Raw genomic sequence first — 23,771 nt, 5'->3', positions numbered from 1 at the left:
AGTGGCATGAATTATCGGGGACCGCGCATTAAACTTTGGTTATGCGTCGTGGTGCCGTCATTTGCCGGTCAGGCCAGCGCCTGCTCACACAGTCGTATCCGTTGTGGCTGTACCGCCCGCCACGCGTCGCTTGAGCTCCATCCGGTCACGTGATGAAACTGCGAGCAGGTCGGCTGCGCGCCAGACCACATTTTCCTCGAACTCACTGACGCGGCCGTCAGCATAGACCAGCTGCCACATCATCTCGACGAGACGGACACGACCGGGCTCGTCGACCACGCGCATAATGACGCTCGTAAAGTGATAGAGATCGACGGCCTCGCCTTCGACGAGGGTGGCAGCCGAGATGAGCCTGTCAGCCGTGCCGGGATCGAGCTCGAAACGCGACTCGATCAGGCTGTGCAACTTGGCTCTCTCGATAGCTGAGGGCTCACCGTCCAGCGAGATGACGTGAAGCATCAGCGCCGTGGCGGCAAGACGGAAGCCGGTATCGTCGAATGCCTGATTTCCGTGCGCCTCGGGAGACACCACGTCGGCAATGAATTGGCGCAGTTTTTCCAGCATTATTCTTTGAACCAGATGATCGCGAGGCCCGCCATGCGGCGAAAGCGCTCGTGCTTTGTGGCGCGAAAATGGAACGCATGCAATGCGGCCGGGTTCCCGAAGCGCTGATGACAGTTAAGTAACAATTGAGACGATCGGTAGTTTACGGGATCTCGTGTCACGGAATCTCATAGACCACGATCTTGTCGGCGATGCCGCGCAAGGCGGCGTGCTTCTGGATCGGTGTGATTTCGGCCTTCCTCAGGATGGCTTCCACGGCCAGCGCTGATATCACCGGGCTGGTCACATGGATCGCCTGCGAGGTTGACAAGCCCTGCACCCTGGCAGCGATATTGACGGTCTGGCCAAAGTAATCCTGCCGCTCGTTCAGCATCACAGCGAGGCAGGGCCCCTCATGGATGCCGATTTTGACCACGAGGTCCTTGGTGCCGCGCTCCTCGTTCAATCGCTCCATCGCGGCGCGCATGCGCAGACCTGCGGCGAGCGCCTGTTCGGGCCGCGTAAAGGTCGCCATGACGGCATCCCCGATGGTCTTCACGACGGCACCGGCTTCCGACGCAATGATCTCCAGCAGTGCGTGGAAATGCGCACGCACCAGATCGAAGGCTGCGAGATCGCCGACGCGCTCGTACAAGGCCGTCGAGCCCTTGAGGTCGGTGAACAGGAAAGTCAGCGAGGTAATCTTTAGTCGCTGATCGATGTTGAGGTTGTCGGCCTTGTAGACATCGCGAAAGGTCTGGTTGGTGAGTATCCGCTTGGCCGTGAGGAACGGCTTGCGCTTGCCGATCAGGTGATGGAGGCCCTCGGCCGCGACAAATACCGATGGCAGCACACGCACCTCGGTCTGGTTCTCGAGGGACAATCGCAACGGTCCGGGTTGCAGCATGATGGTGCCGGTTGGTGTATGCTGCCGGTTGTAGATCAGCGACAGATGCTGTCGTTCCTTGGTCGGCTCGCCCTGCACGTCAATGAACTGCGCGGCATGGGTTACCGGCTCGAACACGATGACGAATTCTGACGGCAAGTGCAGCGACATCACCGCTTTTTCATGTGCCGGCAATTCCATTGCGTCCAGTGTCACTTCATCGGTGAGTGACGCAAACGATTCCTGATTGAGATCGACGCCTGAGCTCCAGAACACCTGCTTGAAGTATTCCCAGAGCGGCAGCGTATTGGGGTCGTGTGCAGCGATGTGCCTGACGCGCGGTGCGACCGTGAACGCTACCTCGACCTGCTCGTCAACCGACGCTTCATAGCCGCAGGCGCAGAGCCCGCAATGGTAGTCGTCATGGCGCAGCGATTTCAGCGTGCTGTGGGCGTCGAGGACGCCGCTGCAGCCCGGGCACAACACATTCCAGGTCAGGTCGAACAGGCCGAGGCGGGAGGCATGCAGGAAGCCGGAAATGACGCGCTCTTCGTTCAGGCCGCGGCGTGCCGCAAAATCCAGCACGTTGATACGATTGAGTTCGTGGTCCGCGCCGTCGCGGATCAGTTGTGCAATGGCATCGGCCACGGCCGGATCGGTCGCCTGGTTCAATGTCGCGAATAGTGCCTGAACATCACTCATGGCATCAGTTTAGGCCAAATAGTCGCTACGTCCAAGACAGGGCTTTGCCGCAGCGCTTCAACTTGTCGTTCCGCCTAAGTGCCATGAGCGCGCGCGGGGGCGGGGAAGACGTGAGGAGAGGGCGTGCTGAAATAACGTCAACGCCGCTCAATGCGGAACATTGGCGAGCGATCCGGTTGTGTCGTCACTACGCCGATAGGCATGACGGGCGCTTTATCCGGTAGCTCGACGCGGATAGCGCCGATGATTTTCGCCAGCGCCAATGTGGCCTCGACAAGCGCGAAATGCGCGCCGATGCAGACCCGGGCACCGACGCCGAAAGGCAGATAGGCGAAGCGGTCCGGCGGTGTCGCGCCGGGCATGAAACGGGACGGCATGAAGGCGTTGGGCTCGTGCCACAATTTCTCGTGCCGATGCAGTAGCCAGGGCGCGATCAGGATCACGTCCTTGCTGGCGACGGACTGGCCAGCCAGACGATCAGGGCCCGCGGCGGCGCGTGCGATCAGGAAGGCGGGCGGATAGAGCCGCATGGTCTCATCGATCACCGCGCGGGTGAACTTCAGATGCTCCATGTCGAATGTGCCGCTCGCGCTGGCGGCACGGGCTTCGGCCGCGACCTGCTCCTGGGTCGCCGGGGCGAGCGTCAGCATATACAGCGCCCAGAATAGCGCCGTTGCCGTCGTCTCATGGCCGGCGAGGATCATCGTCGCCACCTGATCGCCGAGCTGCCCATCGGTGAAGGATGCGCCGGTTTCCGGATCGCGCGCGGCCACCATCAGGTCGAACAGATCGCGCGGCGCGTCGTCGTTCTTGCCGGCGGCGCGACGTGCGGTCATCAGCTCGCCGACGAATCTCGTCCAGCGTCTGCGGAAGAAGGCGCGCGAGATATCCTGCGGCGTCGGCCAGCCCAGCGGCAGCAGCAGATCGAGGAAATGCGGCCGTGCCAGGTTCATGCCGTATTCCATCACGAAGTCGCGCAGCTTCGCGCCATGCTCGGCCATGCCGAAGGAGAACATGGTGCGGCCTGCGATCTCCAGCGTCATCCGCTGCATGATCGCGCGCAGATCGACCAGCTTGCCCACGGCGCGATGCAGGTCGGCCAGCGTGTCATCGACCGCCGAGATCATGTGCGGCACCAAAGTCGTCACCGCGCGCGGCGTGAAAGCGGGCGCCAGGGTGCGGCGCTGGTGTTTCCAGGTGCGGCCTTCGGCGAGCAGCAGGCCCTCGCCGAGCATCGGCCGCAGCACGCGGAATGCAGCGGGCGTGCGGGTATAGTTCTCGTAATTGTCCACCAGCACATGGCGGATCGCGTCGGGATCGTTGAGGATGAAGCTCGCGTGGCCGAAGAAGCGGCCCTTGACGATGTCATCTTCATAGGCGCGCTGACCCCAGGTCTCGATGGCGCTGCGGCGCATTGCCGACATACGCCCTAGCGCACCCATGTTCTCGGGCGCACGTGGCGGGCTCGGCGGCACCAGGGGCGCTCGCGCAGCGGAGAAATCGTAGACCTCGGCAATGCTCACGATGGGCCTCGCAATTGATCCAGGGACCGGAGCGTCTCGTCATTATAGCAGGCGTCCATCCGCGCGCCATGGAGGCCTCGATGGAAAGCGTGGCCGCAACGCACGCATCGACCAATATTGCGGTTCAGCGGGCGCATCCCTCGGAACGATACTCACGCATGCACATTAGGGAGGCAGTGGCTCCATATCGGACCGGCCTGAGGATTTAAAATGATCGATACCGTTGTCGTCCAACCCAATGTAAGCGTCGACGAACCGCAAACCTCCGGCGTATCGTGGGCTGCGGTTGCAGCCGGTGCCGTGGTTTCGCTCGCACTGACGCTCGTCCTAATTGCCTTTGGCACAGGTCTCGGTCTGTCTGTCGTGTCTCCGTGGGCAAGTGCCGGCGCCTCCGCGACCACGTTCAAGATCACGACCGGTATCTACCTGATCGTCATCGCGATGATCTCGTCATCGCTCGGTGGTTATATTGCGGGCCGTCTGCGGTCGCGCTGGATCGGCGTGCATTCGGACGAAGTCTACTTTCGTGACACCGCGCATGGATTCCTGGCCTGGTCGTTCGCGACGGTTTTGGGAGCGATCCTGCTGGCATCTCCAGCAACCACTTTGCTGAGCGGAGCCGCGTCGGGTGTTGCTGCCGGTGCAACCGCTGCTGCAGCCCAGTCAGGTCCGAGCGATGGCTACCTGGATTCGCTGCTGCGTCCGACGACGCCGTCGGCCGATGGCACCAGCGCGGAAGCGCGTGGTGAACTGTCACGTGTGATGGCTGGCAGTTTCCGTGGTGGAGAGCTCAAGCCTGCCGACCGCAGCTACGTCAACAAGGTTGTCGCCAGCCGCACCGGTCTGAGCGAGGCAGATGCCGACAAGCGCGTCACTGAAGTCATCAACGATGCGAAGACCGCGGTGGATGCCGCACGCAAGGCCGCGATGCAGCTCGCATTCTGGCTCACGGCGTCGCTGCTGATCGGCGCCTTCTCCGCCAGCCTTGCCGCGACGGAAGGTGGCGGGCTTCGTGACGGGACCTGGAAGAAGCGTCGTTAACCCCAATCAAAGGAGACAACCATGCCCATTCTTCTGTGGCTACTCGGAATCCCGCTTCCCCTCATCATCCTGGTACTGTTGCTGCGATAACAGAATAACGAAGGAGCCCCGCACATGGCGGGGCTCTTTGCGATTTCGAACAATGCCTCATGCGATCTGACCGGAGACGCGCAGGGAAGTCAGCAAAGCGGTTATATAGAAAGCCAGACCGCTGAGGCGCGCGAGTTGGCGTGATCTACTCGGTGAATTCCGCCACCGTGATCCGGTTTTCCGACGCCGGCCAGGCGCGCGCCACGATCCGCTCCTGATTGAACAGCGCTACCACCGGCCGTCCGATGTCCGTGGCCGGAAGGCGGATAGTCGAGAGCGAATCCGTGGGCACGCCGGCTTTCACGTCGGTCGGCTCCTTGCCGTCGAGCAGCACGACATCGCGCGGTAATCCAAAATAGCCACGGACGCGCGACATCGACACCACCGCACCGGCATTGGCATCGGTGGGTCCCAGCGGCCGGCCGGCGCGTAGATGCACGACCCCGGACGAGCGGGGGAATGGCGAGCGATAGGAATGCGTGATCGGCGCTCCGGCCGATGTCAGGACGATCTCGACAGGCCAGGCCGGATCGACCCGAACCGGACCCCAGCGGCCATCGGCGGATGTGTGGGCCGAATGGAGCGCCGCCCCGATCCGTTCGCCGCTGTCAGCCGCGACGCGATACACCTCGACCAGGGCATCCGCGACTGGACGATTGGTCGGTACACCGCCCGGCGTGCCGGTGACGAGACCGCTGATTTTCACGTCAGCTTCCTGCACAATATCGATCCGCGCGGGTTCGCGGCCCGCGATGAATTTGTAGATTTCGCGGAAGGCGCGGGGGTGAAAGCCGGTTTCACGATGATCGATGGCGCCGAGGACGAGATTGGTGGCGCCGCGCAGCGCCGGACCATCGGCGGTGACGCCGGTGGCCACGCCCGGCTTGCCGAGCAGGCGACCGTCGGCCTGCGCATATTTGTCGATGCCATCGCTGCGGAGGGTGAGGAAGGCGGTGCCTTCGGTCACCTCAGGGCCTTCGCCGGGATTGAGGCTCTTGAGGAACGGGCTGCGGCCATTGAATTCGCTGCCGGGGCTATCGGTCCCGTCGAACACGCCGTGATTGGGGGTGCCGCACAGGACGGCGTGGCTGACATCGGCGCTGCCGCCATTCTTGATGTAATTGCGCACCGCATTGCCGCCGCGCGAATTAGCGACCAGCGCCACTTTCGCAGCACCAGTGCGCTTTTTCAGTTCCGCGATGGCTTCGCCGAGTTCGCGGCGCTGGTCTTCGGTAGAGGAGCGGCCCTGCTGCGCCACAGCATCGTCGGAACGCGCCAGCGGATCGGTGAAATTGAGCGCCATCAGGCGGTTGCGCGGAACACCGTTGGTTTCCATGCGCCAGATCTGCGTCATCCAGAGCGCCGCGTGGTCACCATTGCCGTGGACGAACAGGATCGGGGGAATGTCGGAACCCGCAGTCGTGCCGGGGCCCGTCTGTGCTGCGGCCTCGAAACGGAGCGCATGGGCGGCCAGCGGCAGCATCGCTGCGCCCGTGAGGATGGTCCGTCGCGACAGCGCCATGGCTGGTCTCCCTCTATCTGCGCACATCCGACGCCTGCCACTGTGATAGCGGAGCAGGCACTGGACAGACAACGCGTTTCGCAGGCATCACCTTGATGTGCCCGCGGGGAATCAGACCCGCATGGCCCTGCAGTCGCTATCTGCAGCAGACGACGGGACGATGATGGCCGAAGCAGCGAAACCAGTGGTTCTTCCCTCCGACGGCATCGCCGCCCCGCTGCGGTTTGCGGTGTTCCGGCGGATCTGGCTAGCCAGCCTGCTGTCCAATCTGGGCCTGATGATCCAGAGCGTGGGCGCCGCCTGGGCGATGACGCAGATGACCGCGTCGGCCGACAAGGTGGCGTTGGTACAGACCGCCTTGATGCTGCCGATCATGCTGATCTCGATGCCGGCGGGCGCCGTGGCCGACATGTATGACCGCCGTGTCGTGTCGCTGGCCTCGCTGGTGCTGTCGCTGGTCGGCGCCTGCGTACTGACCATGCTGGACTGGACCGGTCACATCACGCCGAACATCCTGCTCGCCTTCTGCTTCATCATCGGCAGCGGCATGGCGCTGTTCGGACCGGCCTGGCAATCCTCGGTCGGCGAGCAGGTGCCGCCGGAGGTGCTGCCATCCGCCGTGGCGCTGAACGGCATCAGTTACAATATCGCGCGCAGTTTCGGCCCGGCGATCGGCGGCATCGTGGTCGCCACCGCCGGTGCCGTCGCAGCCTTCGCGGCCAATGCGGTGCTCTACATCCCGTTGCTGGTGGTGCTGTTCCTGTGGCGTCGCAAGGTCGATGTGTCGCGGCTGCCGCGTGAGCGGCTGAGCCGGGCCATCGTGTCCGGCGTGCGTTACATTGCTAATTCGCCGTCGATCAAGATCGTGCTGACGCGCACGCTGATCACCGGCATCTGCGGTGGTTCGGTCTCGGCGCTGATGCCGCTGGTTGCGCGCGACCTGCTGCATGGCGGCGCGCAGACCTACGGAATCATGCTCGGAGCTTTCGGTATGGGTGCGGTGATCGGCGCAATGAATATTGGGCATGTCCGCAAGCATCTGAGCGGCGAAAGTTCGATCCGGGCCTGTGCGCTGATCATGGGCGTCGCGATTGCCGTCGTGGCGGTCAGCAGCGAGCCGGTCATCACGGCGGCGGCGCTGGTGGTGGCCGGCTCGGTCTGGATGCTGGCGGTCGCGCTGTTCAATATCGGCGTACAGCTCTCGGCGCCGCGCTGGGTTGCCGGACGTTCGCTCGCCGCCTTTCAGGCTGCGATTGCCGGCGGCATCGCGATTGGCAGTTGGGGCTGGGGGCATCTCACAGACATGGTCGGCGTCGAAGCGGCATTGCTGGTGTCGGGCGGAGCGATGTTTCTCTCGCCGCTGTTTGGCCTGTTCCTACGGATGCCGCCGACCGGGGCGCGCGACGAGGATGCCGAGACGCTGGCCGATCCTGAAGTGCAACTCCAATTGACGGCGCGCAGTGGCCCGCTGGTGGTGGAGATCGAATATCGCGTGGATCAAGAGAATGCGCGCGCATTCCACGGCGTGATGCAGGACGTGCAGCTCTCGCGCCAGCGCAACGGCGCCTATGGGTGGTCCATCGCGCGGGATATCGCTGATCCCGAATTGTGGACCGAACGCTACCACTGCCCGACCTGGCTCGATTTCCTGCGCCAGCGTAATCGTTCGACGCAGTCCGAGCGCGCTTTGTATCAGCGCGCGGCGGACTATCATCTCGGGCCGGATCCGGTCCGTGTGCGTCGCATGCTGGAGCGGCCGTTCGGTTCGGTGCGCTGGAAGGACGATACGCCCGATCGCGCAGCGACCGAGGTGCTTCCTGTCGCGACGCCGGCCGGCAGCAGCGGTTAGAGCTTCTTATCTTGACGCGTTTTCCTGACGCGAACCGGTGCTCATTTCGCTCGAAAACATTAGTCGCGCTATTGATTATTCTCGGCGAGAACTTTCGCGCAGGCCTTGCTGAGCTTCGAACGGTTTTCCTTGAGGCAACTGAGCACGACCATGTCACCATCGTTCATCTTGGCGCGGCAGAAGCGCGAGACGTCGCGTGAGCAGGCCGACTGATTGGCTGATGTGTTACCGCCCTGCGCGAAAGCGGACGTTGCGATCAGCAGGAACGGGATGATCAAAAGTCGGGTCATGAAATGGGCCTCCCTAAAAATTGGCTATCTGATTCTATGGCGCGCAACGAAGTACGCGGGAATGGCGCAATGATGGCGAGCGTCCGGCGCCAAGTTTACGGATTGCGCGTTATGTCATTCAGGCGAGCGTCGCTGCTTAACTTCGTGATCCCGAAATCACGAGATCGTCGCGATGGATCATTTCGGCGCGGCCGCTGATCCCAAGAATAATCATCACGTCCGGAGATGAGCGGCCTTTGATCTTCTCAGCATTGTCTGCGTCATAAGCCACGAGGCCGCGGCCGATTTCGTGCGTGTCCGGTCCGCGCACGATAACGGCGTCGCCGCGTGCGAAGTCACCTTCCACCTTGATGACGCCGGCAGGCAGCAGACTCTTGCCGGCACGGAGTGCGGCGACAGCACCTGCATCAATAGTCAGCGTGCCTTTCGGTTCCAGCGATCCCGCAATCCAGCGTTTGCGCGCAGTGACGGGATTTGCAGGAGTCAGGAACCAGGTACACAGGCCGCCATCGGCGATCTTCTGCAGTGGATGCTCGACCTTGCCGGACGCGATGATCATATGCGTGCCCGCGGTGGTCGCGATCTTGGCAGCTTCGATCTTGGTGTACATGCCGCCGCGCGACAATTCGCTCTCGGCAGCGCCCGCCATGCCTTCGATCTCGGCAGTGACGCTGTCGACGATGGGAATCAGCTTCGCGTCGGGATTGGCGCCGGGTGGTGCAGTATAGAGCCCGTCGATATCCGACAGCAGCACCAGCAGATCGGCGGATGCCATGGTCGCGACGCGCGCTGCGAGGCGATCATTGTCGCCATAGCGGATCTCGTTGGTCGCCACCGTGTCGTTCTCGTTGATGACCGGCACCGCGCGCCATTCCAGCAGTTTGCCGATGGTCGAGCGCGCATTGAGGTAACGACGACGTTCCTCGGTGTCCTGCAGCGTCACGAGAATCTGTCCGGCACCGATGCCGTGATGGCCCAGTACTTCCGACCAGATGCGCGCCAGCGCGATCTGCCCGACGGCAGCGGCGGCCTGGCTCTCTTCCAGTTTCAGCGGACCGCGCGGAAGCTTGAGGCGGCTGCGGCCGAGCGCGATTGAGCCTGATGAGACCACGAGGACGTCGCGACCGTCCGCATGCAGCTTGGCGATATCGGCGGCCAACGCCGCAAGCCATTTGGCTCTGACTTCGCCGGCCGCGGAATCGATCAGCAGCGACGAGCCAACCTTGACGACGATACGGCGAAAGTTCTTCAGCTCGGGGCGCGACATGATGTGGGCTTTGGCAGGACGTGTGATGCTTGGACGGACGTGAGAGGCAGATTAGCTCGTCGCCGGCGCCCATGGCGCAGACTGCGCTGCGCTCTTGGCCTTGTCCGACACCGGCGCCTCGCCGATCACTGCAACGAGCGCACGCAATGCGTCCGGCACGCCTTCGCCCGTTGCGCCCGAGATCAGCAGCGGCGTCTGCTTCGCAGCGCGCTTCAACCGGTCCTTCTGCTTCTTCAACTCGTCCGGCTCGACCGCATCGATCTTGTTGAGCGCGACGATCTCGACCTTGTTGGCAAGGTCGCCCTCATAGGCATCGAGTTCGGCGCGGACGGTCTTGTAGGCCTTGCCCGCATGTTCGCAGGTCGCATCGATCAGATGCAGCAGCACGCGGCAACGCTCGACGTGGCCAAGAAAGCGATCGCCGAGGCCGGCGCCTTCATGCGCGCCCTCGATCAGACCGGGAATGTCCGCCAGCACGAATTCGCGCGCGTCGACATCGACGACGCCGAGCTGCGGATGCAGCGTGGTGAACGGATAGTCCGCGATCTTCGGCCGCGCAGCGCTGACCTTGGAGAGGAATGTGGACTTGCCTGCGTTGGGCAGGCCGACGAGACCCGCATCCGCAATCAATTTCAGTCGCAGCCAGATCCAGCGCTCTTCGCCGGGCTGGCCGGGATTGGCATTGCGCGGGGCGCGGTTGGTCGATGACTTGAAGTGAGCGTTGCCAAAGCCGCCATTGCCGCCTTCGGCCAGCACATAGGTCTCGCCGAGCTTGGTGAAGTCGTGGATCAGGGTCTCGCGATCCTCATCGATGATCTGTGTGCCGACCGGAACTTTGAGCGTGATCGGCTTGCCATTGGCGCCATGGCGGTCCTTGCCCATGCCATTGGTGCCGCGCGGCGCCTTGAAGTGCTGCTGGTAGCGATAGTCGATCAGCGTGTTGAGGCCGTCGACCACTTCGATGATGACATCGCCGCCGCGGCCGCCATTGCCGCCGGAGGGACCGCCGAACTCGATATACTTCTCGCGGCGAAAGGCCACGCAGCCGTTTCCGCCGTCGCCGGAGCGAATGTAAACCTTGGCTTCATCGAGGAATTTCATAGCGTATCCGTATCGCAGGGGGGTGGTCGCGGCAACCACTTCGTCGCCGGAGCATCGTGAAAAGCCCTTATTTGGGGGCCTTGCTGCGCATCAGGTGACGTCCTAAACGACTCATCTTGCCGTTAACCAAGCGTGCGCATTCCGCGACTTTCCTACAGGCTCATATAGGCATGTTTGCGACCATTTCGACCGCAGCCGACAATCGTGCCGCCCGGCTGGCCGGTATCGGCCTGATGCTCCTGGGCATCAGCATGTTCTCCTGCGGCGATGCGATCGGCAAATTCCTCGTCGGCACCTATTCGGTCGGGCAATTGATGCTGCTGCGGGCCTGCGCGGCGCTGGCGCTGCTGGCGCCGTCGATCTGGCGGCATCGTGCGGACTTCCTGCAACTCGACCGGCCGGGTCTGCAGCTCATTCGCGTGGTGCTGTCGACGCTGGAAGTCGCGGCGTTCTTCTGGGCGGCGGCCTATCTGCCGCTGGCGGATGTCATCACCTATTATTTGGCCTGTCCTATCTTCGTCACCGCGGGCTCCGCGATCTTTCTCCGCGAATCTGTCGGCTGGCGGCGCTGGAGCGCGATCTTCGTCGGCTTCTGCGGTGTACTGATCGCGCTGCAGCCCTCGGCGCAGACGGTGACATGGCCGGCGCTGATCGCGCTCGGCGGCAGCCTGTCCTTCGCCGCGCTGATGCTGATTACCCGCTCGCTGCGTTCCGCGCCGGACGTCGTGCTCGCGACAACCCAGTTCATCGGCACGTTTACTTTCGGCGCCGTATTCACGGCGTTCGGATGGGTGACGCCCGATCTGCGCGATCTCGGCCTGTTCTTTCTGGCGGGCGTTGTCTCGGTCTGCGCGCTGCTCTGCGTCAATCGCTCGCTGAAGCTGGCGCCGGCGAGCACTGTGGTGCCGTATCAGTATTCGATGATCATCTGGGCGGTGATCTTCGGCTATCTCGTGTTCGGCGAATTGCCGTCGTGGGCCACGCTGATCGGTGCAGCGGTCATCATCGCAGCAGGGCTCTATATCTTCCTGCGCGAGCAGCAGCTCGGAAAGATCGCCGACGAAGTACCGCCAGCGGTGTGAACTTCTTTTCCCTCTCCCCCAGCGCAGCGAAGCTGCGCGCCGTGGGAGAGGGTGGATCGAACACGCGAAGCGGGTTCGAGACGGGAGAGGGAGAGCCATGGAACGAGAGCCTGTCCCCTCTCCCGCCTAGCGAAGCTTCGCTTCGCGCGGGGGAGAGGGGAAGTAAGAGTCGTTCACCGTCGCGTCGACGTTCCCCAGTTCTTCAGCGAACTCCACACGCCCCTTGTCAGCTTGAAGCAGTCGACCGGTGTTGACGAGCCGATCGCTTCGAAGCGGTGCAGTTGAACACCACTCCACTGGAAGCCGCACTTCTCCAGGATGTTGCGCGACGACGGATTGGCGACGCGCGCACCCGAGATCAGGTGATCGATATCGAATTCGTCGAATGCGTAATCGATCGCGGCACGTGCGGCCTCGGTCGCAAAACCCTGGCCCCAGTGATCGACGCCGAGCCAGTAGCCGAGCTCCGGCGATTCGGCTTCGCGCCAGTCGATTCCGACCATGCCGATGGGACGACGATCGAGTTCGATCAGGAACACGCTGTCGCTTGCCGTGCCGCTCAGCGAATTGACGAAATCGACTGCGTGATCCTGCTGATACGGGAAGGGCAGGCGACGCGTCATCTCGGCGATGCGGCGATCATTGGCGAGAAGCGCGATGGCTTTTACGTCCGCGAGTGTCGGCTTGCGCAAGGCCAGCCGTTCGGTCTCGAGGACGCAGCCTCTGGTTTCTCTCAACGTCGGGGTCGGAATATCCTGCAACATCTCGGGCTCCTGTGTGCGCCCCGAAGCGACGCACCAAACGAAAAGGGGAGGCCGGTTTCCCGCCTCCCCTGGAGCCCAATTCTGGCGCTCCGCCGGTTCAACAGGACCCGGCGGACTCCAATGTGTCCACCGTTTATTCGGCCGCGGCTTCAGTAATCGGGAGTACCGATACGAAAGTGCGGCCGTTCGATTTGGCGCGAAACTCCACGTGGCCTTCGACCTTGGCGAACAGGGTATGGTCTGTGCCCATGCCGACATTAAGGCCGGGGTGCCAGGTGGTGCCGCGCTGACGCGCAATGATGTTGCCGGGAATCACGCGTTCGCCGCCGAACGCCTTCACGCCGAGGCGCTTGCCAGCCGAATCGCGGCCGTTGCGCGATGAACCGCCTGCTTTTTTATGAGCCATAGCCCGTCTCCGATCTCGATAAGTTCTAGATCAATTCCTTGAAGGAATTGTCTCACAGATTCTCAACTTTTCGCAGCGGCTTATTCCGCGGCGGGCTTTTTCTTCGCAGCCGGCTTCTTGGCTGCAGCAGGCTTCGCGGCGGCTGCCTTCGGAGCAGCGGCCTTCTTCGCCGGCGCCTTCTTGGCAGGAGCTTCGTCGCCATCAACCGGAGCGGCCACGACCGGCTTTTCGCGCTTCGGGCGAGGTCCGATCGTCGGCGCCTTGCCGTCGGCCAGGATCTCGGTGATGCGGATCATCGTGAGTTCGTCACGGTAGCCACGCTTGCGCTTCGAATTCTTGCGGCGGCGCTTCTTGAAAGAGATGACCTTGGGGCCGCGCTTGTGATCGAGCACTTCGGCCGCAACCGACGCACCAGCCACCAGAGGCAGGCCGAGCACAGGCGTATCACCGCCCAGCACGAGAACTTCACCAAGCTGCACGATCGTTCCGACATCGCCGGCGATCTTGCCAATCTCGAGCACATCATCCGGAACGACGCGGTATTGCCGGCCGCCGGTTTTGATGACTGCGAACATCGTTATATTCCTTCGTGTTCGATCCCATCCTCGGATCAGATCCGGGATGGCTTCTTGTTCAGTCGATAAGGGTTCATCGCGACTTCCAGGAAGTCGCGCATCTTTGCGTTTTTGGTCGACGTTGCGACCCCACGCAAAAACAATCGGCGCCAAGCAAAGCTTGCGCCGAAGCGTGCTTTATAGAGGGTGAAGGCGGAGAGTCAAGGAAAGACGGGCGAAAAGCGAGCCAAAAACAGAGTCTTGGCGGATGGGTCGGTGCCTGCGATGGAGCGTACCATTTAACCTGCCGCCCCGTTTTTCGGGCGCCTGCCTTTAGTCGTCATGCCCGGGCAGCGCGAAGCGAGCTTCGCTAGATGACCCGGGCATCCATCTTCGGACGGAATGGCGGAAAGGTTGATGGCCGGGTCAGGTCCGGCCATGACGGAGTTTTGTTCTGCAAATCAGAGGCTTAGCCTCTCGGTCGCCCTCACGACGCCAGGCTGCGCATTTCCTTGATCAGGTCGGACTTGCCCTCGAAGCCGATGCCCGGGAGTTCCGGCATGGTGATGTGGCCATCAATCACCTTCACGCCATCCGGGAACCCGCCATAGGGCTGGAATAGGTCCGGATAGGACTCGTTGCCGCCGAGGCCGAGGCCTGCGGCGATGTTGAGCGACATCTGGTGGCCGCCATGGGGGATGCAGCGGCGCCAGGACCAGCCGTAGCTCTTCAGCATGTCGAGCGTGCGGAGATATTCGACGAGGCCGTAAGACAGCGCGCAGTCGAACTGCAGCCAGTCGCGGTCCGAGCGCATGCCGCCATAGCGGATCAGGTTGCGCGCGTCCTGCATCGAGAACAGGTTCTCGCCGGTGGCCATCGGACCGGGATAATGCTCGGCGAGCTTCGCCTGCAGTTCGTAGTCGAGCGGATCGCCGGCTTCCTCGTACCAGAACAGGTCGTATTCGCGCAGTGCCTTGGCATAGGCGACGGCCGTATCGAGATCGAAGCGGCCATTGGCGTCGACAGCGAGTTTGGCCCCTGCTGGAAGCAGTTTCAGCACATGCTCGATGCGCTTGCAGTCATCGGCGAGCGGCGCGCCGCCGATTTTCATCTTCACGACATTGTAGCCGCGATCGAGATAGCCCTTCATTTCCGAGGCGAGGCCTTCAAGACCCTTGCCGGGATAATAGTAACCGCCCGCGGCATAGACGAAGACCTTCGGGTCAGCGGTGGTGCCATAGCGTTCGGCGAGCAAACGGAACAGTGGCTTGCCCGCGATCTTGGCGACCGCATCCCACACCGCCATGTCGATGGTGCCGATCGCGACTGAGCGCTCGCCGTGGCCGCCCGGCTTCTCGTTGGTAAACATGGTGGCCCACACCTTGTGCGGGTCGATATTGTTGCCCGAGGCGTCGATCAGGCTGTCGGGCTTGGCTTCTAAAATGCGCGGCGCGAAGCGCTCGCGGATCAGGCCGCCCTGACCGTAGCGGCCGTTGGAGTTGAAGCCGTAGCCGATCACGGGTTTGCCGTCGCGGATCACGTCGGTGACCACGGCGACCAGGCTCAGGGTCATTTTACTGAAGTCGATGAAGGCGTTAGCGATGGGGGAGGCGATCGGAGCGGTGCGCTCCCGGATGTCGATGATGCGCATGAGGCGCTCCTGCGGCTGGGGTGAGACGGGCTTGCGGAGAGGCATACGCCTCTCTTAGCCATCTCTGAAATGGTCATTTTTCATCAGAGCAGTTCCGAGATAAGATGGCTGGTGCCATCCCGGACGTCCCATGCAAAGCTTCGATCCAATTTCACTCCGCCTGTTCATCGCTGTCTGCGAGGAGCGCAATATCGCCAATGCCGCAAAGCGCGAGGCCATCGTGCCCTCAGCGGTGAGCAAGCGTATCAGTCAGATGGAGCAAGAAGCTGGCGTCCAGTTGCTTGAGCGCGGCCGACGCGGTGTCACGGTGACGGCGGCCGGTGAAGCGCTGTGGCGTTACGCACGCGAGTCGCTGCAACTGCTCGACCGGATGCAGGCCGAACTCGGCGCTTTCGCCGATGGTGTGCAGGGCCATGTGCGGGTGTTCGCCTCGAAATCGGCGGTGGCCCAGGTGCTGCCGGAAGATATCAGCCTGTTCGCCAAGCGCTATCGCGACGTGCGCGTCAGTCTGGAAGAGCGCGAGATCTGGGAGGTCGTCCGCGGAGTCGAGGAAGGGCGCGCCGATATCGGCGTCTGCTGGGATGCGGTTGACCTGCGCGGCCTCAAGACGTTTCCCTATCACCGCGATCATCTCGCGGTGGTGGTGCACCCCGATCATCCGCTTGCGAAACGCACGTCAGTGTCGTTCGAGGATACGATCGACTTCGAGCATGTCGATATCGTCGCGCGGAGCATCATGCAAACCATGCAGCGAAGCGTCGCGGCTGCGGCCGGCAAGCAGATGCGCTACCGCATTCAGGTTTCCACCGTGGATGCCGCCTATCGCATTGTCGCGGCGCAACTGGCCGTCGCGATCATTCCGCAGGAAGAAGCGTCCACGATCCAGCAGACGCTGGGGCTGAAGGTCATCCCGCTCAGCAATGACTGGGCGAAGCGGCAATTCGTCGTCGCCGTGCGCGACAAGGGCCTGAGTCGGCCGGCGCAATTGCTGCTGGAAAGCCTGAAGGAAAGCGCGAGCGAATGAGCATTCGCCACAGTGCAGTGTCGTGCGTGATCTTGAAGATGAATCACGCAGTCGATCTCGCGGAGCTAGCCGACTTGCTCGGTCGTTGCGCCGGCTAGCGGCTCACGCGGGCATCGGCAACGGCACGCTGAAACAACGCTGTCATCGCGTCCGAGATGCCCTGGGTCGGGCTGACCTCAAAATAGAAGCCTGGCGAAGCGCAGCTCTGCATATTGCTGGCGATCTGGCTGTTGGGTGAAGGTCCGTAAGGACCAGCGTTGAATGGTGCGATCCAGCTATTGTACCAGGCATTGGTCGGAAGTGCGAGGTAGGTCGTGTAAAGCACGGCAATCTTGATGCCGCGATTCTTCAACGTGGTGCAAAGCGCTGGATTGATCGGCGACTGGCATCGTCCACCAGTCGTCGGTTTCAGGCAGTTGCCGGGATTGTATTCGTCAGCCACGCCATCGGATACGAAGAAGAGATATTTGAGCGGTGCACCGGCTGTACCGGCTCCGGGGGCGCTGATGGCGGTGTTGATCGCCGGGAATATAGCGCTGTAGCCGGTGTCCTGATCGTTGTTGTCGTTCTGGCCGTTCACCGTCATCAAGTCGATGTTTCCGGCTGCCGTCTTCGCACTCGAGAGGCTGGACGACAATGTGAACAGGGCTCTCAAACCCGAAGTCGAGGCGGCCGCGCCGAAGTCGTAGATCGCCATGCGGAACTGGTTGGAATAGGTCTGCGTACTGGCCGCGGTATCCATCAACTTCTGGGTGGCCGTACGCAGCACGTCGATGCGCGTGATCACGCCAAGTGTCTTGGCGAGTTTGTAGTAGTTGTTGGTATTGTTGAGGTCGTGGCACGCAAAGGCGCAGCTGTCCGACGTGTTCTTGACCATCAGAGCCACGTCGGCCGGTGTTGCGCCGACGCCCATGGATGGCGAATTGTCGAGCAGCAGATAGAAATCGATGTAATTCGGCATCGTCGCCGTCGCGACAGAACTGCCGGTGACGGTCATTTTGGAAAAGCCCATGACGGATGTGAGACTGGTCGGCACATCCGCCGAGAATTGCATAGTGGCCGTCACGACGCCGTTGGCGCGATTGACGGTCGCTGTCGTGCTGGTCAGCGTGAAGCCGGTCCTGCCGGACGTGTTCCCCTTGAAAATATTGATTGCGTCGACGTCGCCCCCGGGGACGGCGCCGTCCGCCGCCATCGAACCTGCGGTAATGAATGCAGCAGACTTCTGCACGATGGAGCCGACGCTCGCAGTATCAAGGGCGGCTTGCAGTTGAGATCTGATCTGTAGTGCACGCGTATAGTCGACCGCGGCGCCAACCATGGAAATAAGGGGGATGCATGTGATCGCGAATATGATCGCGACATTGCCGCGCCGGTCGCGGCGAAAACGATCGGTTAGCCCAAGGAATGATAGCCCGAGGAATGACTTCATCATGAATACGCACCCGTATGAATGCAGAGATAATTACCTGAGCTGATAAATTTACTGTTAGGTCGATCGCAGAAAGGTAGTGGCTTGGGTTGCTGCCCTGTTGGTTAGTTAAGGATGTTCTACCGGTATCATTGAAACCGGCTCGCGCGACCGACGCAAAAGGTGAGCGGTACGATCATCCCGGCGGGGCGATGAAACAAACCGGCTCCCGGAGCATTGTCATGCGGTTCTAGTCTGGCAGGGGCAATATGGCTGAAGACACAATGACGACCGTCGGCATCGGCAATCACGGTGCCAAGCGGCTGCCGTCCGTTGATGTGGACACGTTCAACATCGAGCTGAAGGACGACAACGGCTTTCTCGGGGACCGCGCCAGCAAGGGCGCGTTTCAGCGCATACTGGATGATCTCAGAAAGCCATTGAAGAAAAACGGCGACGATCCGCTCGGCAAAAAGGCTGCCAACGAGATCAGTAAATCCAGCCTCGACGAAATCCTTCTTGGCGACGATGTGGCCGCGGCTGCGCTCGTCCATGGTGCGATCGAAGAATTCGCGCGGGAGCTGGCTTATGTCACGCAGCGCTTCTTCAAGACGAAGGCCTGGGCAGATACGGAATGCATCGTGGTCGGCGGCGGTTTCCGCCAGAGCCGTGTCGGAGAACTCGTCATTGCGCGTACGGACATCATTCTCAAGGCCGAGGATCTCAAAGTTACGTTGGTGCCGATCCGTTTTCATCCAGATGAAGCCGGCCTGATCGGTTGCCTGCATCTGGCGCCGTCGTGGATTTTCGAAGGTTACGACAGCATTCTTGCGGTCGACATCGGCGGCTCCAACATCCGTTGCGGTGTGGTCGAAACCGCATGGAAGAAATCGAAGGATCTCTCCAAGGCCTCGGTGTGGAAATCCGATCTCTGGAGACATGCCGATGACGAGCCGACGCGTGAAGGCGCCGTCAAACGGCTGGTGAAGATGCTGAAGGATCTGATCTCCGCCGCCGACAACGAAGGCCTCAAGCTGGCGCCGTTCATCGGCATCTCGTGCCCGGGGGTGATCAACGAAGACGGCACCATCGCGAAGGGAGCGCAGAATCTTCCGGGTAATTGGGAAAGCAGCAAGTTCAACCTGCCGGCCTTGCTCGCCGAAGGCATTCCCACAATCGGGGATCACGATACTGCGGTGCTCATGCACAACGACGGCGTTGTCCAAGGCCTCAGTGAAGTCCCTTTTATGCAGGACTTCGAACGATGGGGCGTGCTGACGATCGGAACGGGGCTGGGCAATGCTCGCTTCACCAACCGCAAGAAAGAGAAGGACGACAAGAAAGCGAAGAAAGACAAGGATTGAGCAGGACCGTTGAGCGTCCCGGTGCCGCCTCGGCCAATGGCCGAGTGCATGCATCCGTCGGCGAATCATCCTGGCGCCGCCATGGCTCGTCATGCCGCGCGTCCAACCATAGCGTGCGTTGCCGCTGCGAATCTGCAACGAAAAGGCTGGCTTTCTAGTCTACGCGCCAGCCAGAGCCAGCTTTTGCGGCTCTGCGGGCAATTGGGTGCGGATTTTCCGCTCTGCCCGTCTTGTCTGGCCCGCCATCCTCGCCTAGAACTCCGCGCAACCACCCACGGGCGACCGTGGGTCTTGGCGCCTTGGAGAGGTGGCAGAGTGGTTGATTGTACCGCACTCGAAATGCGGCATGGGTGCAAGCCCATCGGGGGTTCGAATCCCCCCCTCTCCGCCAGCCAGATCAATAGACCTTTGAAAGCAATAGCCTTTTGCCGCCCGTTTTGTACACGCGGGTGGTACACATGGCTCTACCCATGTCTTGTTCTTGGAAGCACCCGACAGCGGCGACTATTGGTTCCGGCGAGGCGTGCCGGACGATCTCCGCGAATTTGTCGGTCAACGCGAAGAGCGGCTTAGCCTCGGTACCCGAGATACAGTCGAGGCAAAGCGACTCCACGCCTTGAAGCTTGTCGAGATTGAAGAGCGTTGGTCGAACCTCCGGCAAAGCCAGCGCCCGCTCGCCTCCATCAGGCCCGCGGGCCCGCCGCCGCCGATGATGCAGTCATGGTGTTCGGCCATGGTGATACCGAGCGCTCAGCCGTGACGATACCGAATCAGATCAGCAAAAATTATGAAGCGGCGCACACCGCGCCTCGCGATACCGTCATTGAGCGTCAAGCTTACGAAACATCACGAGCGCATCAACATATTCGTCAGTCGGAAGCCGAAAAGCCTCAGGCAGCCGTCCGACGATCTCAAAACCAAGCGTAGTCCAGAGTCTCACCGCACGCACATTGCTGCTCACGACACAGTTGAATTGCATCGCGCGAAATCCGGAGCTTCTGGCATAGTCGAGCGAGTGTAGGCACATATTGCGCGCCACACCGCCGCCTTGCGCGCTCGCCAGCGTCATGTAGCCGCAATTGGCCACGTGGCTGCCACCACCGTCCTGGTTGGCGCGCACATAATAAGATCCCACGATCTGACCTTGGCGCACGGCAACGAAGGTTCGTTTATCCGGACCGTGCCAGTAGGACAAAGCATCGTCCTTCGTCATCAGGGGGTCCAGGGCGTAGGTCGTGCCTGCACGAATGGTCGGCTCGATGACCGACCAGATGTCTGCCCGGTCTGCCGGCTCAGCCGGGCGAATGATCAGGTCGTCGGAGTGTATGACCATAACAAGTGCCGCCTAAGCCAGACTGAATATACGCCGACCTTCGCCGGCATCTTGCCCGTGCGATTGACCGATTATTCTGCGGCGTTCCTCGGACGGGTTGGTATTGAAGGCGGCCTTGAACGCCTTGCTGAGATGCGAGCCGTCGACGAAGCCGGTTTCGGCGGCGATCGCGGCCAGCGATAGGTCGGTTTTCAGCATCCACCGTGCATGTTTCAGGCGCAGCCGCAGATATGTCGCCTGCGGAGACTGGCCGGTTTCCTCTTTGAAAAGACGCTCCAGTTGCCGCGTGCTCAGACTGACCTTGCCGGCCAGTCGCGCGACAGACAGCGGCGCTGATAGGTTCTGCTCCATCATTAGCAGCGCGCGCGAAATCCGTCCGTCGGTCTCGGCAAATTCGGTCGGCGGCGCCGATTGAGCCGAAGATCCGGGTTTCATGCGATCGATCAACATGATGTGGAGCGCCTTCTGCGCGCTCGACAGGCCCATGCGTTGTTCCACGATATGGGCGGCGAGGTAGGCAACGCCCATGCCGCCCGAACAGGTGATGCGGTTGCCGTCGATGACGAAGAGCTGGTCGGCCACCGGGAGTGTCTCGCCGAATTCCTCCAGGAAATCGCGATAGTGGTACCAGCTGATGCAGCACTTTTTCTGGTTGAGAAGGCCTAGACGCCACAGCACGAAACTGCCGGTGCAAACGCCGATCAGATCGACCTTGGTGTTCGCAGCCTCCAGCAGATAGCGCTTGATCTTGTCATCGATCTGCGGGCCCTGATGCAGCAGGCCGCCCACGACGACGACATAATCGAGCTCGCGCGGATCGAGGAACCGGGAATTCGGATACATCAGCAGACCGCAACTCGAACGGATCGGCTCGTCGGTGTCGGCCATGATGTGCCACTGGCAGCGGATCGGCCGACTGTTGTCGCCCTCGTCGGCGGCGAGACGCAGCACGTCCACGAAGCTGGCCAACGCTGTCAGCGTGAAATTCTTGGTCAGAATGAAGCCAACGCGCAGCGGACGGACCTTTGGTTGCATCACCCCTGCCTTCGCATTCACCGTATGGTCGAATGGCAATCCGGGTGATCGCCGCGAGACGATGCTCCAAAACGGACCCATGTCGCATCATTACATACCTCCAGCGCGCCGGGGCAGGCATTTGCGACGGACTGATCCTAAAAATACATTGCCGCGCGCGCAAGGGCGGCGAAGCGTCTCGCTTGGCGCGCGACGTTCGGGGCGTCGGCTGGGAACCGAGAAGCCCCAGATTGTTGCGGCCAGATCAGGTCGGCCGGTGCGGCGCAGGATGGTCAGCCGGCGGACGGCGGCTCTTCTGGCGTCGCGAACTGCGCTTCGCGGCCGATCGCAGCAAGAAATGCGTCGAGTGCACCGACCGACAGCGATGTCGTGCGGCTGTTGATGACGGGGTGGCAATTGATGCGCTCCGCCGATCGTAAGCGCGCATCGATGACGGGAGTGACCGCCTGATTGGCATCGTTGTAGAGCGCCAGAATCGAGACCGATCCCGGTTCGATCCCAAGCAATTCCTTCAGGGCTTCCGCGCTTCCAAATGACAGCCCGCCCTTGGCGCCGATCGTCTTTGCCAGCGACTTCAGGTGAACGGTCGCGGCTTCGTCGGTGACGAACAGGAAGAACCGTTTCTTGCCGTCGCGGAGGAACAGGTTCTTGGTGTGAATGCCGGGAATGTCGCCGCGTAGCGCACGCGACTCTTCCACCGTATGCACGGGCGGGTGTTCGAACGTCTCCACCAAGATCGACTTGTCTTTGAGGTACTGAAGAATCTCGTCGCTGCGTTCGATGCTCATCCTGCGTGTCCTTGATCGTCGAGGGCGGGACTGCGTGCGCCCGGGGCATGCCGTCCTGTCTACATGGCAGCGATCCGTGTCGCATGGATACGTCGCGAATTCGAGACCCTGGCGAGCGAAGCCGGGCGGCTTGTCGCAAATCTACGTGTTTCGTGTCGGGGCTTTGCAAACTTGCGGCGTTCCGATGTCGCTCTGATCCAACATGATTGGCGGGCTGATGCTGGCCGCGAAGCGGCAGCGAGTTGTAGGCTCCGTCCAATCACAACGTGGACAGCCATGCAGAAATTTTCAGCGCTTTCATTACTACGAGCAGGGCTGACCGGTCATGCCGGCTGGCAGCGACAGTGGCGTTCGCCTGAACCGAAGCCGGGCTATGACGTCATCATCGTCGGTGGTGGTGGCCACGGGCTTGCAACGGCCTACTACCTGGCTAGCCGCTACGGCGTCAAAAACGTTGCCGTTCTCGAAAAGGGCTGGATTGGCGGTGGCAATACTGGCCGGAACACCACGATCATTCGTTCGAACTATCTGTTCGACGAAAGCGCCGGGATCTACGAGCACGCCCTCAAACTGTGGGAAGGGCTGTCGCAGGAACTGAACTACAATGTCATGTACTCACCACGCGGCGTCTTGATGTTGGCGCACAACATTCACGATGTGCAGAGCTTCAAGCGACACGTGCATGCCAACCGTCTCAACGGCATCGACAATGAATGGCTGTCGCCGGAGGAATGCAAAGAATTCTGTCCGCCACTGAATGTCGGTGGGTCCATGCGCTATCCGATCCTCGGCGGCGCGCTGCAGCGCCGCGGTGGCACGGCGCGCCACGACGCTGTGGCATGGGGCTATGCCCGCGCTGCTGACGCGCTCGGAGTGGATATTATCGAGAATTGCGAAGTCACCGGCATCCGCCGCGCGCCGACCGGCGAGGTGGTCGGCGTCGATACGACGCGCGGCAGCATCAATGCAAAGCGCATCGGCGTCGTCGCGGCCGGTAATACCAGCACGGTGATGAACATGGCCGGCGTACGTCTGCCGCTGGAAAGCTTCCCGCTGCAGGCGCTGGTCAGCGAGCCGGTCAAGCCGATCTTTCCCTGCGTGGTGATGTCGAACACGATCCACGCCTATATCTCGCAGTCGGACAAAGGCGAGATGGTGATCGGTGCGGGAACGGACGTCTACACGTCCTATACGCAGCGCGGTGGCCTGCACATCGTCAATCATACGCTGGATGCGATCTGCGAACTGGTGCCGGCGTTCCGGCGCCTGCGCATGCTGCGCAACTGGGGCGGCATCGTCGATGTCACGCCGGATCGCTCGCCGATCGTGGCGAAGACACCGGTATCCGGACTGTACGTCAATTGCGGCTGGGGCACCGGTGGCTTCAAGGCGACGCCGGGATCGGGCGAGGTGTTCGCCAGCACGATCGCCAAGGACGAGCCAAACAAGATCAATGCGCCGTTCACCATCGAGCGATTCCGCGATGGTGCCGTGATCGACGAAGCGGCTGCGGCCGCCGTGGCGCATTGATAGCGGGGAAAACGA

Annotated in this window: 22 protein-coding genes and 1 tRNA gene; 8 read left to right on the top strand and 15 right to left on the bottom strand. The window is 61.8% G+C overall.

Annotation, left to right across the window (positions count from 1 at the left end):
• Positions 1-84: 84 nt before the first annotated feature.
• From AC1DUY_RS19075 to AC1DUY_RS19065, 3 genes are all read right to left on the bottom strand, one after another.
• Positions 85-564, bottom strand: coding sequence for a tellurite resistance TerB family protein (locus tag AC1DUY_RS19075; RefSeq protein ID WP_478116252.1), 480 nt, complete (start codon positions 562-564; stop codon positions 85-87).
• 157 nt (positions 565-721) lie between these two features.
• Positions 722-2,131, bottom strand: coding sequence for a DUF5939 domain-containing protein (locus AC1DUY_RS19070; protein ID WP_478116250.1), 1,410 nt, complete (start codon positions 2,129-2,131; stop codon positions 722-724).
• A 137-nt stretch (positions 2,132-2,268) separates the two neighbouring features.
• Positions 2,269-3,654, bottom strand: a complete 1,386-nt coding sequence (locus tag AC1DUY_RS19065; protein WP_478116248.1) for a cytochrome P450 — start codon at positions 3,652-3,654, stop codon at positions 2,269-2,271.
• Between the two features lie 210 nt (positions 3,655-3,864).
• Here AC1DUY_RS19065 and AC1DUY_RS19060 point away from each other — a divergent pair, with 210 nt between their 5' ends.
• Complete coding sequence (locus tag AC1DUY_RS19060) at positions 3,865-4,695, top strand: hypothetical protein (RefSeq protein ID WP_478116246.1); 831 nt, start codon at positions 3,865-3,867, stop codon at positions 4,693-4,695.
• Between the two features lie 235 nt (positions 4,696-4,930).
• Here AC1DUY_RS19060 and AC1DUY_RS19055 read toward each other — a convergent pair whose 3' ends face one another.
• The gene (locus AC1DUY_RS19055; protein WP_478116244.1) at positions 4,931-6,307 is read right to left on the bottom strand and encodes a hydrolase; all 1,377 of its coding nucleotides are present in this window, start codon (positions 6,305-6,307) and stop codon (positions 4,931-4,933) included.
• A 163-nt stretch (positions 6,308-6,470) separates the two neighbouring features.
• On the opposite strand from AC1DUY_RS19055, the gene AC1DUY_RS19050 reads away from it, so the two are divergent.
• Complete coding sequence (locus AC1DUY_RS19050) at positions 6,471-8,156, top strand: MFS transporter (RefSeq protein ID WP_439074055.1); 1,686 nt, start codon at positions 6,471-6,473, stop codon at positions 8,154-8,156.
• Positions 8,157-8,224: 68 nt separating this feature from the next.
• Here AC1DUY_RS19050 and AC1DUY_RS19045 read toward each other — a convergent pair whose 3' ends face one another.
• From AC1DUY_RS19045 to obgE, 3 genes are all read right to left on the bottom strand, one after another.
• On the bottom strand, positions 8,225-8,446 hold the full coding sequence (locus tag AC1DUY_RS19045) for a cysteine rich repeat-containing protein (protein ID WP_068737829.1): 222 nt from the start codon (positions 8,444-8,446) through the stop codon (positions 8,225-8,227).
• A gap of 136 nt (positions 8,447-8,582) precedes the next feature.
• Complete coding sequence (gene proB / locus AC1DUY_RS19040) at positions 8,583-9,713, bottom strand: glutamate 5-kinase (protein ID WP_092140564.1); 1,131 nt, start codon at positions 9,711-9,713, stop codon at positions 8,583-8,585.
• A gap of 51 nt (positions 9,714-9,764) precedes the next feature.
• A complete protein-coding gene (gene obgE, locus AC1DUY_RS19035; protein ID WP_120287811.1) occupies positions 9,765-10,814 on the bottom strand; it encodes a GTPase ObgE in 1,050 nt (349 codons plus the stop codon).
• Between the two features lie 164 nt (positions 10,815-10,978).
• On the opposite strand from obgE, the gene AC1DUY_RS19030 reads away from it, so the two are divergent.
• Complete coding sequence (locus AC1DUY_RS19030; RefSeq protein ID WP_093758225.1) at positions 10,979-11,896, top strand: DMT family transporter; 918 nt, start codon at positions 10,979-10,981, stop codon at positions 11,894-11,896.
• Between the two features lie 173 nt (positions 11,897-12,069).
• Here AC1DUY_RS19030 and AC1DUY_RS19025 read toward each other — a convergent pair whose 3' ends face one another.
• The 4 genes from AC1DUY_RS19025 to AC1DUY_RS19010 form a co-directional block, all read right to left on the bottom strand.
• Positions 12,070-12,660, bottom strand: a complete 591-nt coding sequence (locus AC1DUY_RS19025) for a GNAT family N-acetyltransferase (RefSeq protein ID WP_089266554.1) — start codon at positions 12,658-12,660, stop codon at positions 12,070-12,072.
• 133 nt (positions 12,661-12,793) lie between these two features.
• A complete protein-coding gene (gene rpmA / locus AC1DUY_RS19020; protein ID WP_068737821.1) occupies positions 12,794-13,066 on the bottom strand; it encodes a 50S ribosomal protein L27 in 273 nt (90 codons plus the stop codon).
• Between the two features lie 80 nt (positions 13,067-13,146).
• Complete coding sequence (gene rplU / locus AC1DUY_RS19015) at positions 13,147-13,641, bottom strand: 50S ribosomal protein L21 (protein WP_068737819.1); 495 nt, start codon at positions 13,639-13,641, stop codon at positions 13,147-13,149.
• A gap of 466 nt (positions 13,642-14,107) precedes the next feature.
• Positions 14,108-15,271: a mandelate racemase/muconate lactonizing enzyme family protein gene (locus AC1DUY_RS19010; protein WP_439078948.1), complete on the bottom strand. Its 1,164-nt coding sequence runs from the start codon at positions 15,269-15,271 to the stop codon at positions 14,108-14,110.
• A gap of 130 nt (positions 15,272-15,401) precedes the next feature.
• Here AC1DUY_RS19010 and AC1DUY_RS19005 point away from each other — a divergent pair, with 130 nt between their 5' ends.
• A complete protein-coding gene (locus tag AC1DUY_RS19005; protein ID WP_439065540.1) occupies positions 15,402-16,295 on the top strand; it encodes a LysR family transcriptional regulator in 894 nt (297 codons plus the stop codon).
• A gap of 94 nt (positions 16,296-16,389) precedes the next feature.
• Here the strand turns inward: AC1DUY_RS19005 and AC1DUY_RS19000 are convergent, their stop codons facing one another.
• Positions 16,390-17,730: a TadE/TadG family type IV pilus assembly protein gene (locus AC1DUY_RS19000; RefSeq protein ID WP_478116239.1), complete on the bottom strand. Its 1,341-nt coding sequence runs from the start codon at positions 17,728-17,730 to the stop codon at positions 16,390-16,392.
• A 245-nt stretch (positions 17,731-17,975) separates the two neighbouring features.
• Here AC1DUY_RS19000 and AC1DUY_RS18995 point away from each other — a divergent pair, with 245 nt between their 5' ends.
• From AC1DUY_RS18995 to AC1DUY_RS18985, 3 genes are all read left to right on the top strand, one after another.
• Positions 17,976-19,070, top strand: coding sequence for an ROK family protein (locus tag AC1DUY_RS18995; RefSeq protein WP_089266560.1), 1,095 nt, complete (start codon positions 17,976-17,978; stop codon positions 19,068-19,070).
• Between the two features lie 301 nt (positions 19,071-19,371).
• Positions 19,372-19,461: transfer RNA gene (locus AC1DUY_RS18990), tRNA-Ser, on the top strand.
• 84 nt (positions 19,462-19,545) lie between these two features.
• Positions 19,546-19,830 (top strand): DUF6538 domain-containing protein, encoded by a 285-nt coding sequence (locus AC1DUY_RS18985; protein ID WP_478116237.1) that lies wholly within the window; start codon positions 19,546-19,548, stop codon positions 19,828-19,830.
• Positions 19,831-19,890: 60 nt separating this feature from the next.
• On the opposite strand, the gene AC1DUY_RS18980 is transcribed toward AC1DUY_RS18985, so the two are convergent.
• From AC1DUY_RS18980 to AC1DUY_RS18970, 3 genes are all read right to left on the bottom strand, one after another.
• Positions 19,891-20,382: a GNAT family N-acetyltransferase gene (locus AC1DUY_RS18980; RefSeq protein ID WP_175369627.1), complete on the bottom strand. Its 492-nt coding sequence runs from the start codon at positions 20,380-20,382 to the stop codon at positions 19,891-19,893.
• Between the two features lie 33 nt (positions 20,383-20,415).
• The gene (locus tag AC1DUY_RS18975) at positions 20,416-21,519 is read right to left on the bottom strand and encodes a GlxA family transcriptional regulator (protein ID WP_478116235.1); all 1,104 of its coding nucleotides are present in this window, start codon (positions 21,517-21,519) and stop codon (positions 20,416-20,418) included.
• A gap of 191 nt (positions 21,520-21,710) precedes the next feature.
• Positions 21,711-22,226, bottom strand: a complete 516-nt coding sequence (locus tag AC1DUY_RS18970) for a prolyl-tRNA synthetase associated domain-containing protein (protein WP_478116233.1) — start codon at positions 22,224-22,226, stop codon at positions 21,711-21,713.
• 276 nt (positions 22,227-22,502) lie between these two features.
• On the opposite strand from AC1DUY_RS18970, the gene AC1DUY_RS18965 reads away from it, so the two are divergent.
• Entirely contained in the window at positions 22,503-23,756 is a 1,254-nt protein-coding gene (locus AC1DUY_RS18965) for a sarcosine oxidase subunit beta family protein (protein WP_231078505.1), read from the top strand.
• Positions 23,757-23,771: the final 15 nt, after the last annotated feature.

The organism is Tardiphaga sp. P4_G1 (assembly GCF_056401215.1).
The sequence above is the reverse complement of the archived record's forward strand: the minus strand, read 5'-3'. Positions and strand labels throughout refer to the sequence as shown.